The sequence below is a fragment of the Mesorhizobium sp. dw_380 genome, from assembly GCF_018588885.1.
Classification (GTDB): Bacteria; Pseudomonadota; Alphaproteobacteria; order Rhizobiales; family Rhizobiaceae; genus Mesorhizobium.
Genome location: NZ_JAFFIW010000066.1, coordinates 1 through 14,910, shown reverse-complemented (window position 1 = coordinate 14,910; position 14,910 = coordinate 1). Strand labels below are relative to the sequence as shown.

General features: G+C 64.2%; 14 protein-coding genes and 1 pseudogene. 3 read left to right on the top strand and 12 right to left on the bottom strand.

Annotated features, from left to right (window positions below; all coding sequences use genetic code 11):
- Positions 1-537: 537 nt before the first annotated feature.
- A complete protein-coding gene (locus JT360_RS31545; RefSeq protein WP_214477126.1) occupies positions 538-1,443 on the bottom strand; it encodes a LysR family transcriptional regulator in 906 nt (301 codons plus the stop codon).
- Between the two features lie 117 nt (positions 1,444-1,560).
- On the opposite strand from JT360_RS31545, the gene JT360_RS31540 reads away from it, so the two are divergent.
- A complete protein-coding gene (locus JT360_RS31540) occupies positions 1,561-1,983 on the top strand; it encodes a DoxX family protein (protein ID WP_214477129.1) in 423 nt (140 codons plus the stop codon).
- A 44-nt stretch (positions 1,984-2,027) separates the two neighbouring features.
- Positions 2,028-2,900: an NmrA family NAD(P)-binding protein gene (locus JT360_RS31535; RefSeq protein WP_214477124.1), complete on the top strand. Its 873-nt coding sequence runs from the start codon at positions 2,028-2,030 to the stop codon at positions 2,898-2,900.
- Positions 2,901-3,134: 234 nt separating this feature from the next.
- Here JT360_RS31535 and JT360_RS31530 read toward each other — a convergent pair whose 3' ends face one another.
- The 4 genes from JT360_RS31530 to JT360_RS31515 form a co-directional block, all read right to left on the bottom strand.
- Positions 3,135-4,025 carry a hypothetical protein gene (locus JT360_RS31530; RefSeq protein ID WP_214477122.1) on the bottom strand — a complete coding sequence of 297 codons (891 nt, stop codon included), beginning with the start codon at positions 4,023-4,025 and terminating at the stop codon, positions 3,135-3,137.
- Positions 4,026-4,205: 180 nt separating this feature from the next.
- Entirely contained in the window at positions 4,206-5,000 is a 795-nt protein-coding gene (locus JT360_RS31525; RefSeq protein ID WP_214477121.1) for an SDR family NAD(P)-dependent oxidoreductase, read from the bottom strand.
- Between the two features lie 246 nt (positions 5,001-5,246).
- Entirely contained in the window at positions 5,247-5,675 is a 429-nt protein-coding gene (locus tag JT360_RS31520; protein ID WP_352128874.1) for an SRPBCC family protein, read from the bottom strand.
- Between the two features lie 78 nt (positions 5,676-5,753).
- Positions 5,754-6,008, bottom strand: coding sequence for an NAD(P)-binding domain-containing protein (locus JT360_RS31515; protein WP_214477119.1), 255 nt, complete (start codon positions 6,006-6,008; stop codon positions 5,754-5,756).
- A 119-nt stretch (positions 6,009-6,127) separates the two neighbouring features.
- Here JT360_RS31515 and JT360_RS33865 point away from each other — a divergent pair.
- Positions 6,128-6,325 (top strand): annotated as a pseudogene (locus tag JT360_RS33865) (LysR family transcriptional regulator); the annotation flags it as partial.
- A gap of 24 nt (positions 6,326-6,349) precedes the next feature.
- On the opposite strand, the gene JT360_RS31510 reads toward JT360_RS33865, so the two are convergent.
- The 7 genes from JT360_RS31510 to JT360_RS31480 form a co-directional block, all read right to left on the bottom strand.
- Positions 6,350-7,330, bottom strand: coding sequence for an ABC transporter permease (locus JT360_RS31510; protein ID WP_214477117.1), 981 nt, complete (start codon positions 7,328-7,330; stop codon positions 6,350-6,352).
- 247 nt (positions 7,331-7,577) lie between these two features.
- Complete coding sequence (locus JT360_RS31505; RefSeq protein WP_214477115.1) at positions 7,578-8,549, bottom strand: ABC transporter permease; 972 nt, start codon at positions 8,547-8,549, stop codon at positions 7,578-7,580.
- Positions 8,546-10,087: a sugar ABC transporter ATP-binding protein gene (locus JT360_RS31500; RefSeq protein WP_214477113.1), complete on the bottom strand. Its 1,542-nt coding sequence runs from the start codon at positions 10,085-10,087 to the stop codon at positions 8,546-8,548. The genes JT360_RS31505 and JT360_RS31500 overlap by 4 nt, the downstream gene beginning before the upstream one ends.
- A 210-nt stretch (positions 10,088-10,297) precedes the next feature.
- Positions 10,298-11,332: an ABC transporter substrate-binding protein gene (locus JT360_RS31495; RefSeq protein ID WP_214477111.1), complete on the bottom strand. Its 1,035-nt coding sequence runs from the start codon at positions 11,330-11,332 to the stop codon at positions 10,298-10,300.
- A gap of 88 nt (positions 11,333-11,420) precedes the next feature.
- Entirely contained in the window at positions 11,421-12,335 is a 915-nt protein-coding gene (locus tag JT360_RS31490; RefSeq protein WP_214477109.1) for a sugar phosphate isomerase/epimerase family protein, read from the bottom strand.
- Between the two features lie 134 nt (positions 12,336-12,469).
- Positions 12,470-14,002, bottom strand: coding sequence for a mannitol dehydrogenase family protein (locus JT360_RS31485; protein WP_214477107.1), 1,533 nt, complete (start codon positions 14,000-14,002; stop codon positions 12,470-12,472).
- Positions 13,999-14,781: an SDR family oxidoreductase gene (locus tag JT360_RS31480; protein ID WP_214477105.1), complete on the bottom strand. Its 783-nt coding sequence runs from the start codon at positions 14,779-14,781 to the stop codon at positions 13,999-14,001. Before JT360_RS31480 ends, JT360_RS31485 begins: the two co-directional genes overlap by 4 nt.
- Between the last annotated feature and the right edge of the window lie 129 nt (positions 14,782-14,910).

The following is a 14,910-nucleotide window of genomic DNA, read 5'->3' as shown; positions in this document are numbered from 1 at the left end:
CGGGGGGGGGGGGGTGGGGGTGGGGGCGGACTGTACGAGGGGTGTGGGGGGGGGGGGGGAGGGGAGGGTGGTGGTGGTGGGTGGTGGGTGTTGGTGTGTGTGGGTGGTAGGGGGGTGGGGAACATAGAGACGCAAGCTCAAGTTCCGCAGGCTCGGACTCAATAGGTCAGTTGCGGACCGACGCGTTGCGCCCCACGCCCATCCGATGTCCGCTTTGCGCCTAAATCCTCGCCGTTCCCGGGCAAAGCGAGCCGTCCCGAAAGCGGCCGTTCGTTCCGATTGCCTGTTTGCTGCCTTGCGGAGTTCGATGGGCGGTCCTGGATAACGTGGCAGCAACCGGATATCTCCGACCCTGATACGGAATGGTTCTGTTGCATTGGCACGGCATTGGGGGGCAGCGGGCGGAGAGTTTGAGGATATCCCATGTCGGACTTCAAAGGTGCCGTATCAGTGCCGCATTCTGTTGGACCGCCGACGACCGGGCAGACATAACATCAGAATGTTGATTTCGAGGACCGGACGAAGATGTTCGTCTCGCTATTCCAGATACGGCGTCAGCACATCTTCGATCCATTTCATGAACGCGCGGACTCGGCGCGACAGATTGCTCCGATGTGCTACGACGAGGGACACGGGGAGCGCCCGGCGACGAAAATCGGGTATGATCTCCACAAGCGCTCCACTCTCTAAGTATCGGCCAATCCCCAAAAGTGGCGCCTGGATCAGGCCAAGGCCGGCGAGGGCGGCGGCTTCGTAGGTCTGCGCGCTGTTGACGTGTAGCGCACCTGGCAACTGAAGCGTCGCGTAGCTGTCGCCGTCCGGATATTCCCATCCATGGGGTTTCGCGCCCAGCGTCGTCGAAAAATGAATTGTCCTATGTTCCTGACGCTGGAGATCTTCCAGCGATCGAGGGACGCCATGGCGCGCCAGATAGGCGGGACTGGCAGCGTTGGCCATGCGCAACAGGCCCAGCGGACGGGCAATCAGCGTCTCGTCCCCTATGGATCCAAGCCGCAATACACAGTCGAACCCCTCTTGAACCAGATCGACTTGCCTATCCGTACTCGACACCTCCAGCTCTAGCTCGGGGTGAGCCGCCATGAAATCAGGTAAGGCCGGCACGATCGTAGTGCGCGCCACCTCGGTCGGAAGATCGACCCGTAAACGCCCGCGGAGTGCCACGCGGTCGCCTGCGAACATTGAGTGTAAGTCATCGACTTCAGCAAGCAGATCGCGGGCCCGGGCATGAAACGCGCGTCCGTCCTCCGTCAACTGCACGCTGCGCGTCGTACGATGCAGGAGCCTGACACCGACATCTTCCTCCAGCTTCCGGACCGCCGTTGAGGCTCTTCCCTTCTGAATGCCCAGGCTATCGGCTGCGTGGGTGAAGCTCCCCATTTCCGCGACCGTTATGAATATCAGGAGGGGTTCGAGATTCTGCATTTTCGCCTCTCGGTATTGTTCATCCCAGATAGAACAGTGCGTTCGCTTTGTCGGTGTTTATCACATCCAGGAGACACAGTAACTTCGAAATTGGGTGACCCAATCGGAGAACGACAAGTGTCTGAAACTATGAATCTACATCAGGTGCCTGAAGCTATGACCTTGCATCGCAGCCAGTGGGCCGGCCGGCTCATGAGCGCGATTGTCGTTATCGCTCTCGTGGCAGACGGGACTATTCAGCTTTTGGTGCCGGCACAGGTCGCGGGCATGCTGCAGGAAACCGGGTTCGCGATGGACCTGACCCGTATCGTGGGTCCGATCATACTCGTCTGCGCCATTCTTTACGCCATTCCGGCCACCTCCGTCCTCGGCGCGATCCTGGTGACGGGCTTTCTGGGAGGCGCCATCTGCGCCCATGTCCGCATCGGTGAGTTGGGATCGCCGCCGGAAATCATTTCGCTGCTTCTGGGCGTGCTGACATGGGGCGGCCTCTATCTGCGCGATCCCCGTATCCGGGCCCTTCTGCCAATCATCCATTGAACCGACGGGGCAGTGTTCTGTCCATAAACATCAGGAGAAAATACATGTTCTTAGTAATGGGAATCACGGGAAAAGTTGGCGGCGCCACGGCCGAACATCTGTTGGCGCACGGCAAGGAGGTACGTGCGCTCGTCCGCAATCGCGAGAAGGCGTCAAGCTGGGCGAGCCAGGGCGTGGAACTGGTAGACGGCGATTGGAATGATTCGGCGGCCATCGAGCAAGCGCTCAAAGGCGTCGAAGGCGCGTTCGTCATGTTGCCCCCTGTCTGGGCGCCCTCGCCCGATTACAAAGAAGCAAAGGGCGTGATTGCAAACTATGTCGAGGCGCTCACCGAGGCAGCGCCGCCGCGCGTGGTTGCGCTTTCGTCGATGGGTGCGAACAGAACCAGCGGGCACGGGGTGATCACGGCCTTGTCGCTTCTGGAGCAAGGTTTTCGCAACTTGATATCGCCAGTCGCATTTGTGCGCGCAGGTGGATTCTTCGAAAACTTTCTTTTCGGCTTGCAGGTCGCGCAGGGCGGAACGCTACCGGTCTTCTACAATCCGACAAACCGGAAATCGACCATGGTCGCGACGAACGACATCGGCGCGGAGGTCGCAACCCTTTTGACCGGGCCAATCTGGTCAGGACAGCGCGTCGTCGAGATTGGTTCGATGGTCACTGCGGATGAAGTCGCAGAGCAATTGGGTAAAGTCCTGAATCTCGACGTGAAAGCCTTTGCAATCCCGCGTGCAGGGTGGGCGGAAGCGTTAGAGCAATTCGGCATCCCGAAGGGCCACGCCGGACCTGCCGAAGAAATGTATGAGGCCGTGAACGCGGGATGGATGGACCTCGGAGCCGAGGATACGGAGCACGTCGCGGGCACGACATCCGCACGCGATGTATTCGAGGCTGCACGGAACGCCGCCAAGGCATAAGTCCGGGACGGATCAGGCATGAGACGGAGACTTCCCGCTTCTGCGTCGGACGCGTCGCGGGAAGCGCTCAACAGTTCAAAGCAACGCGAAGCACCTCCCAAGCGTGATTGCGGGAACAGGAAGTCGGGACCGCGCCTGATCTCGGCCATTTGAAATAGCAGCAAGGTCAGGAGCGCGGTGCCGGTGTAGCCGCCGCGTGGCCGGCCGTCGGATCGGATTTGCGGAACCGGGCGCTCAACCCGCGAAGGGCTTGAACGTATCCTTGGAGGTGACCATCACCGCGTCCTTGAAGGAGATGGAGAAGTCGCCAAGCTGGTACTGGCCCTGGTCGTTCCTGACCAATATGTCGCCGGTCACCGTGTTGAAGCCGCTCGCGATACCCTTGAGGATGCCGTTGACATAGCGGAGATTGCTCTTGGCAGAAAGCGCGTCATTCCTGGCCAGCTGCTGTGCCAGCAGCTGGCGCTTTGGGTCGTCGCCGATGCTTTGCGAGCGCTTCTCGATGGTCTCGGGCTCGAGACGCGCCAGCGCGGCGTTGAGGGCGGGCAATGCCTTCTGCAGGCTGAACAGCGCATCTGAAACCATCTTGCTGGAATCGCCATAGGTCAGGCTTTGGTTACTGATCGCCTTGTTGGCCTGCGCCTGCGGGCTGCGGTCGGCGGCAGCCTCCATCTCGTCCTGGACGGCCCACATATAGTCATGCTCTTCCATTGCCATCACCGTTTCCTGCGTCTCGCCGGCAGGGATGAAATAGCGCGCAACGGTGGAGTCCTTGTGCTGGCGATCCGCCTCGACCATCGAACTGATGAAGCGCGTATATTCGGCATAGAGCTCGCCGTAATTGGCCTTGCCGGCGCGCATATACGGGTCTTCGGCGGTCGTGGTGGTGCCCTGCGCCACGCGGGCCGGCGAAGCCGCTGGCTCGTCCGCCTTGGCAGTCTGGCCGAAGCGGCCGAACAGATCGTACTCGGTGTCGTTCTCTGCCACGCCCGGACGAATGACTGGAGCCTCGGTACGCAGCGCCATGCTTGCTTTTATCGACATCGGCTGGGTTGTGCCGGCAAAGCCGCTCCTGGCCGACGTCAGCTTCTGGATCGTGACAGTCAGGTCGGAAGTGATCTGCATCGCAAGACCTTCAATTTCACATGCCCTGGTTAGGATTATGAAGCATAGGCTGTTAATCAACGGTTGAAAGTGAGCGCATGGCAGCAACAATTGACCGGACATGCAGTGTCGCCCGGCGAATATTATTCAAACATCTCTAATATACGTGGAAAACGGAAGACGGCGGAAGTGCAAAGCGGCTCATCCGATCGAGCGGAGGACACCGCCGTCGACGCGCAGCGCGGCGCCGGTGGTCGCCGAGGCCTGCTCGGAGCAGGCGTAGACGACCATGTTCGCGACCTCCTCGGTTGTCGCGAACCGGTTGATGAGCGTGGTCGGACGCAGCGATTTCAGGAAATTGTGCTCGGCGTCCGCCTGCGTGATGCCCTGCTCCTTCGCGGTGGCCTTCATCCAACCGCCGAGAATCTCGGAGTCAGTCGGCCCCGGCACGACCGCGTTGACCGTGACGCCGGTGCCACCGACAAGTTCGGCCAGCCCGCGCGACACGGCCAGCAGCGCTGTCTTGGTCATGCCGTAGTCGATCATCTCCTTGGGAATGGCGAGCGCGGACTCGCTGCTGATGAAGACGACGCGTCCCCACCTGCGTTCGACCATGCCCGGCATATAGTGGCGCGCGGCGCGCACGCCGCTCATCACGTTGAGCTGGAAGAGGTCGAGCCATGCGGCATCGTCCTGCTCGAAGAAGCCATTGGGGCGCGCGGTGCCAACATTGTTGACGAGGATATCGGCGTCCGGCGCCTGCGCCGCCAGCGCCGCCGAGCCCTCGGCCGTCGCGAGATCGGCGGCGATGCCGGTCAGGTCGGCGTCGGGCAGCAGCGCGCGCAGCTCCCGGAGCGTCGTGGCGACCCGCTCTTGCGTGCGTCCGTTGACGACGACCGCTGCGCCGGCACGCGCGAGCCCTTCGGCGATCGCTCGGCCGATGCCGGCGGTCGATCCCGTGACGATGGCCTTGCGGCCCTTGAGTTCGATGTTCATGCCCTTGATCTCCGATTTTACAGGACGACCAGGCAGATGGCCTGGAGGTCAGTTGATATCGCTTCGCTAGAGCGGTTCACCCTTTCACGGAAACGCCAAACCGCTCTAACTCTTTGTTTTTATGCAATTCCGGACGGAAAACCGTTCACACTTTTCCTGGAATTGCTCTAGCCGCGCGAGAACGCGCAGGCGTGCTCCTGCCGAAAGACGTCGAGCTGGGGTGGTGCACCGCCTCGGCCCAGACGGTCAGGTCGCTTTCCCGGCAACCTCCGCCTCGGCTGCGCGGGCCAGGCGTTCGATCCACTCCTGATGGTAGCGGTAGAGTGCGCCGGGACGCTTGTGCCCAAGCTCCTCGAGGAACCAAGGGCCCTGCTGCGTCTCCTCGGTCAGGACGTGGCAGCCATCGTCCATCGGCGTGATGACCCAGCCGTGATAGGCGCTCGAGCCGGTCTCATCACCATCGACCGTCGTCGCCCAGGCGAGCCGGCGCAGGGGCTCATGCTCGGTGACGACAAGGCTCATCGGGAACCCGACCGTCACTCGGCTGTACCGCGTGCCGAGCGCCAGCTGCGGCTCTCCGCTCAGGATCTTGACCTGGTCTTCGGGCGGAAAGTAGCGCGACCAGTTCTCGGCATCGATGAGGAGCTTCCACACCACCTCAGGCGGCGCCTTCACGTCGATGTCGTTGAGCGCGTAGATGGCCGAGGTCTTCGGATCGTAGCGCTCCGGCCAGATGACACGATCGTACAGCGCTCACTTCCTCTTCTTGAACAGATCCTGGAAGATCAGCGGCGCCCAGCTCTTGTCCCGCGCCTGCACGAGCTGGCCACCTTCGGCGATCCGGCCGAGGCTTACGGGCGCATAGCCGAGCTGCTCGACGAGCGAGGCGACCGCCGCGAAAGCCTTAGGCGCCCGGGTGCTCGCCACGGACACGGCCATTTCCTGGCGGGCGAACATGCGGGCCAATGCCTGGCCAACAGCCCCAAATCCTATGATCGAATAGCTCATCGCGCTTCTCCTTCGCGGGCGGGCGCATCGCCGCTGCCTCAGGCCAAGAGGTAGGCGTGCTGAAGCGCGCCATGCAGTCGGAAGATCCGCATTAGGGTGGTGCGAAATTGCACCACTGCCCTACCTTCGTGGGCAATGCCGAGATGTCGCTGGTGCGGGTGCCGGGCAGCAGGCTTCACATGCACGGGACGCCGTGGCTACCAACTCGGGGAGAGACGCGGAAGACGAAGCGCGTCCGGCTTCTAACGGATTTTCTTTCGCGACGTCTTACTGACTACGCGCCCCTGCTGGCAGGCCTCTCCCCTCAACCGGAATGATGGACTTCGGCTGTCCCGGTTGCCCTACCTGTCCTCCACAATCCGCAAATAAGCCGCCGTCACGAACAGCACGATCAGCCCGAACAGGATCCGTCTCGCTCCCTCCGGCATCTGCAGGATCGTCAAGAGCGTCGTCAGCACGGTCAGGATGAGCGCGCCGATGATGGTGCCGGTGTAGCCGCCGCGGCCGCCGAAGATCGAGGTGCCGCCGATCACAGCGGCGGCGACCGAGGGCAGGACGAGGGGTTCGGCGAGCGACAACGATGGGGCCTTGATCAGGCCGATATAGAGCAGGCCGGTGATGCCGGCGAGCACGCTTGATGTGATGTAGAGCGCCGTGATGACCTGCCAATATTGTACGCCCGACAGGCGCGTCGCGCGCTCATTGTCGCCGACGGCGTAGAGCAGGCGGCCGAAGCCGGTGCGGGCGAGCGTAAAGACGATGAGGGCGGCCAGCGGCACGAACAGCAGCAGCGCGTTGGGGAAGCCAGAGGTGACGCCGGTGCCGAGCCAGGCGAGGAAATCGGGGATTTTGGCGCCCGACGCGATCACCGTGCGCTGGTAGACCTGCAGGCAGCCGGTGCCGATCAGGCTGGTGCCCAGCGTCATGATCAGCGGGTGGACGCGGAAGACGCCGACGCCGATGCCGTTGACGAGGCCGATCAGCACCGCCGGCATCATCGCCAGGAGGAAAGCCACCGCCGGGTCCTGGCTGACGATTTGCGTCGCCATGATGAAGGCGCTCATCGTCGCCACCGTGCCGACCGAAAGGTCGATGCCGCCGGTCAGCATGGTCATGGTCTGGCAGCCGGCGAGGATCGCCAGCGGGATGGCGAACTTGATGGTGTTGGCGATCCAGCGCTCGTTGACGATGCCGGGGCGCAGGATCTGCAGGATCACCACCAGGATGACGAGCAGGATGGTCAGCGGGATCAGCGGCCGGTCGGCCATGATGCGTTTGACGCGGCGGCCGAAGGGGACGGGGGTTATCGCTGATGTACTCATGGGACGGCTCGCGATTGGGATGTTGCGGCGTTCTGGGAGGGTGTCGCTCTACGGCGCCCCCCTCTGGCCTGCCGGCCATCTCCCCCTCTAGGGGGGAGATCGGATGGTGCGACGGCTTTCGCGAATTGTCGGCGTTGCAAGAATGAGCAAGGCGCCAAAGCTGCCAATCTCCCCCCTTGAGGGGGAGATGTCCGGCAGGACAGAGAGGGGCCTCGTAGAGCGCTACGCCCCATTTCATGCCCCCGCATCATTGCCGCCCTCGCATCGTAATAAACGCGCCGAACATCACCACGGCGACCATGATCGCGCCTTCGATGATGGCGGTGACGTTGGGGTCGATGGCGAGCAGGGTGAGATCGGTGCGCACCAGGCGCAGCACGAAGACGGCGACGATGGGGCCGAGCAGGCCGCCCTTGCCGCCGCCGAGCGCAACGCCGCCCAGCACCACGGCCGCGACGCTGGCCAGGAGATAGGGGCCGGGGATGGGGGCGCCGATGCCGGTGCTCATGGTCAGCGCCAGCCCGCCAAAGGCGGCGAACAGGCCCGACAGCGCATAGGCGACGATGCGGGTGCGCTTGACGGGCACACCGCTGCGGAACGCCGCCAGTTCGCTCGAGCCGATGGCATAGATGGAGAGGCCAAGGCGCGAGCGCCGTAGCGGTATCCAGATGATCGAGAGGCAGACGATGAGCACCAGCAGAGCCTTGGGCAGCCAGGCATCGACGCCGTCGGGCAGGCCGGGGATCGGCACGGTGCCCGAGATCAGCGCCTTCAGCCATTCGGCGGCCGCACCGCCCGGCGCGCCGAGCACCAGCAGGGCGGCACCCTGCAGCACGAACAGCATGGCCAGCGTGACGACGATATCGGGCACGCGGGTGACGACGATGAGCAGGCCGTTGAGCGCGCCGAGCACGAAACCCATGGCCAGCACGAAGGGGACGACGAACAGCGCGTATTCCTCCGAGGCGCCCGCCATCATCGAGGCGGCGGTGACGCTGGTCAGCGCCATCATGGCGGCGACCGAGAGATCGATGCCGCCGGCGATGACCACCACGGTCTGCGCGGCGACGGCGAAGGCGTAGGGCAGCACGGCCCGCGCCAGCGAGCCGAAATCGCCACTGCCATAACCGGGCTGGATCAGCTTGGTGGCGATGAACAGCACGATGAGAAGAGCAAACAGGCCGATGACCCAGCCCTGCCGGCGCGGGAAATGACTCATGGTATCGTCCCCGAAGACGGGGACTGGGGATCGGCCAATACGCCGATATCGGCCTTGACGCCGCGCGGCAGGCCGTAGGCGGCACGCATCAGCGCCGGCTCGTCGGCCTCCTCTACGGGCAAGATATCGACCAGGCGGCCGCCGAAAATGACGATGACGCGATCGCAGACGCGCTGCACCTCTTCCAGTTCGGAGGTGTAGAACAGCACCGACTTGCCGTTGCCGGCGAGCTCGCGCAGCAGATGATAGATCTCCTGCTTGGTGCCGACATCGATGCCGCGCGTCGGGTCGAAGCACAGGATGGTGCGGGCGTCGGCCGCGATCCAGCGGGCGATGGTCACCTTCTGCTGGTTGCCGCCGGACAGGCGCTGCACCTCGCCCTGCGCACGCGTGTCGATCTGCAGCCGCTTGATGGCGTTGAGCACCTTTGCGCGCTCGCGGCGCATGGGAATAGGGCCCCAGTTGCCGAGCGCCGCGCTGAAGGGGAGCGCGATGTTCTCGCGCACCGAGCGCTGCATGGCGAGCGCCTCGGCGCGGTCGCCCGGCACATAGGCGATCCCCGACCGGATGGCGTCGATCGGATGCGAGAACTTTGCCGGCTGGCCGTCGACCTCGATCGTGCCGCCCGAGGGCCGGATCGAACCGGCAAGGGCGGAAAACAGCTCGTCCTGGCCCTGGCCTTCGAGCGCGACGACGCCGGCGACCTCGCCATCCCTGAGATCGAAGGAGACGTCGTTGAGCTTGGTGCCGACGCGCAGATTGCGCACGGCGAGCCTAGGCCGGGCAGGGGCCGGCGCGGCTTTTTCGCTGGCGCTGCGGGCGGCGACATGGGTTTTCACGATACGGGTGCCGAGCATCAGCTCGACGATCTTTTCCTCGACGCCCGGCACGATGTCGACGACGCCGACGGTCTCGCCGTCGCGCAGCACGGTGGCGCGGTCGCAGAGCGCCGAGATTTCGACGAAACGGTGCGAGATGAAAATCACCGCGCGACCGCTATCGCCTTGGCGGCGCACCACTTCCAGCACCTTTTCAGCGAGGTTGGCGGGCAGTGCGGCGGTCATCTCGTCGAGCAGCAGCACGTCGGGCTCGACGGCCAGCGCGCGTGCCAGGTCAAGCACGCGCAGCACCGCCAGCGGGATGTCGCGCGCGGTGTCGCGGATGTCGAGGTCCGGTATGCCGAGTTCGCGCACCCAGGCGCGGAACGGCTCGACCGGTGTGCCGGTGAGCCGCAGGTTGGACAGAACGTCGAGATCCGGGATCAGCGACGGTTCCTGGTAGACGGGCAGAAGCCCGGCGCGGCGGGCAGCGGCGGGCGATCGGATGTCGCGGGCCTCGCCCCGGACCAGGATGCGGCCGGCATTGGCCGATATGGCGCCGGTCAGGATCTTCACCAGCGTCGATTTGCCCGCGCCATTGGCGCCCATCAGCGCATGCACCTCGCCCGGCAATACGGAGAGCGAGGCGTTGCGAAGCGCTGCAACCGCGCCGTAATTCTTGGCGACGCCGGAGGCGTCGAGGAGAGGGTGGGTGGTCAAGTGGCTTGGGTCTCGGCTTGTGTGATCTAAATCGTTCCGTCGGCGCCGCCCCTCACCTGCCTGCCGGCATCCTCTCCCCGTATAGAGACGGGGAGAGGGGCGCCAATCGCCGGCGTTGCGGCCAGCTTCTCTCTCCCCGTTCACGGGGAGAGATGTCCGGCAGGACAGTGAGGGGCAGCGCCAACAGATGGACAGTAGCGAAAGCCCAGATTACTCCCCCGGCCCCTTGCAGGCCACGATCTGGTCCTTGGTGTAGGTCGTCCAGTCCGGGATCGAGATCGAGACCGGCCATTCGGGGCTGAGCGACGGGTCGGCGGCGGCTTTCAGCTTGGCCTTGCCTTCGTCGGTGGCGTTGTCCCAGAGCTGCGGCTGGACCAGCACGGTCTGCTGCGCCGGCTTCTTGCCGTCGAGGATCTGCAGCGCCAGCGTGACGCCGGCACCGCCGATCGAGCCGGGGTTGGTGACGGCGGCGCCGACGAGGCCCTTGACCGAGCTCAGCTGGCCGACAAAGCCGGCATTGTCGGCGCCGACCACCGGCACCAGCGGCGCCTGCGATTCGACCAGCGCGTCGACGATGACGTTGTCGATGCCCGAGGTCCACACGCCGTTGATCGGCGTACCGGTGGCCAGGAACGACAGCATCTGCTGCTTGGCCTGGTCCTGCTGCCAGCCGGTGAAGACCTCCTGCGCGACTTTCACGTCGGGGAATTCGGCCAGCGCTTTCTTGAAGCCCTTGTCGCGGTCGGAGTCGGCGGAAGCACCGGCCGCGCCGCGCATATAAAACACCTCGCCCTTGCCGCCCATCTGGCCGAACAGCCACTTGGCGCCGAGATAGGCATATTCCTCCTGGTTGTTGGAGATGATGTAGGCCGACGGCTCAGTGACCGCCTGGTCGACGGCGACGACGACGATGCCGGCCTTGGTGGCTTCTTCCAGGCCCGCCTTGATGCCGGCCGGATCGGCGGGGTTGACGACGATGGCGTCGACCTTGGCGCTGATCAGGTTGCGGATGTCCTCAAGCTGGCCGGCGGCATCGGTGTTGCGGTGGGCGATGTTGAGCTTGGCAACCTCGCCGGACGCCAGCGCCTGCGCCTTCATCGCGCACACCATCTCCTCGCGCCAGCCATTGCCCTGCACGGTGTTGGAAATGCCGATCGTGTATTTGCCCGCGGCCGCCGAGACGCCCACCGAGGCCAGCAAGGCAGCACCCGCCATAAGCGGGACCATGGTCAGGATTTTTTTCATTTCAGACTTCCTCCACATTGTTTTTCAGTTCCAGTTCAACCCGTTGTAGGCGCGCCGCTGACAAAATGATTCAGCGGCACGCTCCAATTCATTTGACGAAGGGGCGCAGCACGTCGCGGGCGAGCAGAAAGCCCCGCTTCACCTGATCGTCGCCGCCTTCAAATCGCCTGTCCTCATGTTCGATGATGACGGATCCGTCATAGCCGGCGCGGTAGAGGCCGGAGAAGAAGCCGTTCCAGTCGACATCGCCCAGCCCCGGCATGCGCGGCACCTGCCAGCCTATTCCAGCCGAGAGAATTCCGCGCTCGTACAAACCATCATGATCAATCATCAGGTCCTTGGCGTGGACATGCAGCATGTAGGGGCCGAATTCCCTGATGAAGCGGGCCTGGTCGATCATCTGCCAGACCAGGTGCGAGGGGTCGAAATTCATGCCGATATCACCGCCCCAGGCTTCCAGGATGCGGCGCCAGACAACAGGCGAATAGGCGATGTTGTGCCCGCCCGGCCACTCGTCATAGCTGAAGATCATCGGGCAGTTCTCGAAGGCAAGCTTGACGCCGTGGCCGCGTGCAAAAACGACGATTTCGGGCCAGACTTTCAGCGCGTCCTGCCAGTTGACGTCGACGGTTTTCGAGGCATCGCCGCCGCAGAAGGTGTTGACCACGGGCACGCCCATATTGGCGGCCAGCACGATCACCTTCTTCAGATGGCCGATGACCGCCTCGCGATGCGCGGCATCGGGATGCAGCGGGTTGGGATAGTAGCCGAGGCCGGAGACAGTGAGGTTCTTTTCCGCCAACGAAGTGACGATTTCCTTGGCCTGCGCGCGGGTGGTTGAAGCAGCGTCGATATGGCTGGTGCCGGCATAGCGCCGGGTCGCGCCAGACGTTTTCGGCCAGCAGGCGATTTCCAGCGCCTCGAAGCCGACCGCGCTTGCCCAGCCGGCGACCTCGCCGAGCGGCGTCTCCGCAAACGGTGCGGTGAGCAGTCCAAGTTTCATAGTGCCTCCCTAGATCGGTTCATCGTTTCCAAGGAAACGCTGAACCGCTCTAACCTTTGTTTGACGCAATTCCTGTGGGAAACCCGCTTCACACTTTTCCTGGAATTGCTTTGGTCGTGTCTTCACGACCGATCTTATAATGCCGATTGCTTGGATCGCTTCAACCTCGCGACCTCATCTTGTTCAAGACTGTGCCGAACGGCCGCCATCGGATCGTCCGAAAGCAGCTCGTCCAGCGCCGAAGTCACGGCCGCGCGGAACGTCGCGTTCGCGGCAAGGCCGGGGTCGAAAATCGTGTCGATGGCCAGAATGCCTGATGCCAGCGCCTGTGCATCGCGCCCGGTCGCGTCGGCGATTGCCGCGACCTTGCCGGCATAGGGATCCGACACCGGCCAGCGTCTGCCGAAGCGTGCCGAGGCCTGGATCAGATAGGCCATCCAGCCGGCGACCGGAACCGACAGCAGGCCGATGCCGGCGCCCTGGCCCAAGCGGTCGCGAATCGGGTTGAGCAGGCGCTGGACGATCTTCTGCGAGCCATCGGTGGCGATCTGGTGGTTGCGATGGCGGATCGCGGTGTTCTTCAGCCGACCGAGGCTCTGCTCGACATAGGCATGCGGCTCCATGCCTGGCACCGGTATCAGCGTCGGCAGTGTTTCCTCGACCAGCATGCGCCTGACGAAGACAGACAGCAGCGGGTCGGCGATGGCATCTGATGTGTGTTCCAGTCCGGCCAGCACGCCGAGCGTGGCGAGCGTCGTCTGCGCGCCGTTCAGCACCCGCATCTTGATATGCTCGAACGGCGTGACATCGTCGACGAAACTGGCGCCGACCAGATCCCAGCGCGGCACGCGGCCGGCGAACTTTTGTTCGATCACCCACTGCCGGAACGGTTCCCCGACGGCAACGGCGCCGTCGCGGTAGCCGAACCATTGCTCGACGCTGTCGAGATCGTCCCGCGTCACCGCCGGCGCAATGCGGTCGACCATGGCCGAAGGGAAGGCGGTGTTGGCCGAGATCCAGTCGGCCAGACCGTCGCCGCGCCGCTCGGCAAAGCTCCGCACGACGTTCTCCAGGATAACGCCGTTGGTCGGAATGTTGTCGCAGGAGAGCAGCGTCAGCGGTCGGCCATGCGCGGCCCGGCGCAGCTCCAGCGCCCGCGCCAAGATGCCGGGCAGGCTGCGCGGTGTCTCAGGGTTGGCGAGATCGTGGACGATGTCGGGATGGTCAAGATCGAGCTCGCCGCACGAGGGAATGTGGCAATAGCCTTTTTCCGTCACCGTCATCGTCACCAGGTCGATGTCGGGCGAGGACAGCACCTTGAGCGCCGGCGCGGCGCTGGCCTGGCTGTCGACCACTTTGACGATGCTGCCGATGATGCGCGGCTCGATGTGGCTGTTCTCGCGGATCAGCCTTGTGTAGAGGCCGCCTTGCCGGCCGAGCGTGTCGGCAAGGCTGGGCGGGCGGATGTTGATGCCGATCACGCCCCAGCGGTCGAATTTTAGCGACAAGAGGTCGTCGGTGTATTCGGCCTGATGGCAGCGGTGAAAGGCGCCGACGCCGAGATGCGCCATGCCGGGCGCGAGCGTGGCGCGGTCATAGGCAGGTGTCTGGACCGAGGCAGGCAGACGATCGAGCAGCGCCGGCCCAAGTGTCTCGGGTGCGTTCACCGGTTCGCCCCGATCACGGACTGCTCCTGGTCGATCACGGCGCCGGTCATCGGGCCGGCCGCGTCGGACAGCAGGAAGACGGCAAGGTTGGCAACATCGTTTGGCGTCAGCAGCCGGCCGAAGGGCTGCGCGGCGTTGGCGGCGTCGAGCCAGCCCGGGCCATGGCCCAATGTCTCAGCCTGCATGATGCGTTCGGCCGGCGTGTCGGTCCAGCCGACATTGATGCCGTTGACGCGGATACGGTCGAAGCGATGGGCGTTGGCGGCGTTCTTGGTCAGCGTCGCCAGCGCGCCCTTGGTGGCGGAATAGACGGCAAGCTCCGGTGTGCCGCAATGGGCGTTGATCGACAGGATGTTGACGATCGAGCCGCCCTGGCCGCGCTTCTTCATGTCGGCGATGGCAGCCTGCATCAGGAAGAAGGGCGCACGCGCATTGACGGCGAACAGCGAGGCCCAGTCGTCGAGGTCGGCATCAAGGAAGGAGGCGCGGTCGGTCAGGCCGGCGGCGTTGACGAGACCGTCGATGCGGCCGAAGCGCTCGATGCAGGACTGTGCCAAAAGGGCAGGGGTTTCCGGGTCGGCTAGGTCGGCGGCGATGAAGATGGTCGGCGTGCCGAGTTGCGAAAGCTCCGCGGCGACCGCATCGCCACGCACCTTGTCGCGCCCGGTGACCAGCAGGCCCGCCGCACCGGAGCGCGCCAGCGTCTCGGCAATGGCGCGGCCGATGCCTTGCGTCGACCCGGTGACCAATACCACCTTGCCTTCGAGCCTGATCTCCATTCCTCCTCCCGGAACAAAGTTTCTATTTTTCAAAATATGGAACGAGAATTCCCGGTAGTCAATTGTGCCAGTGGCGGTTCATCGACAATCCCCGAGGTCAGCGCCGCCCCTCATCGCCCTGCCGGGCAC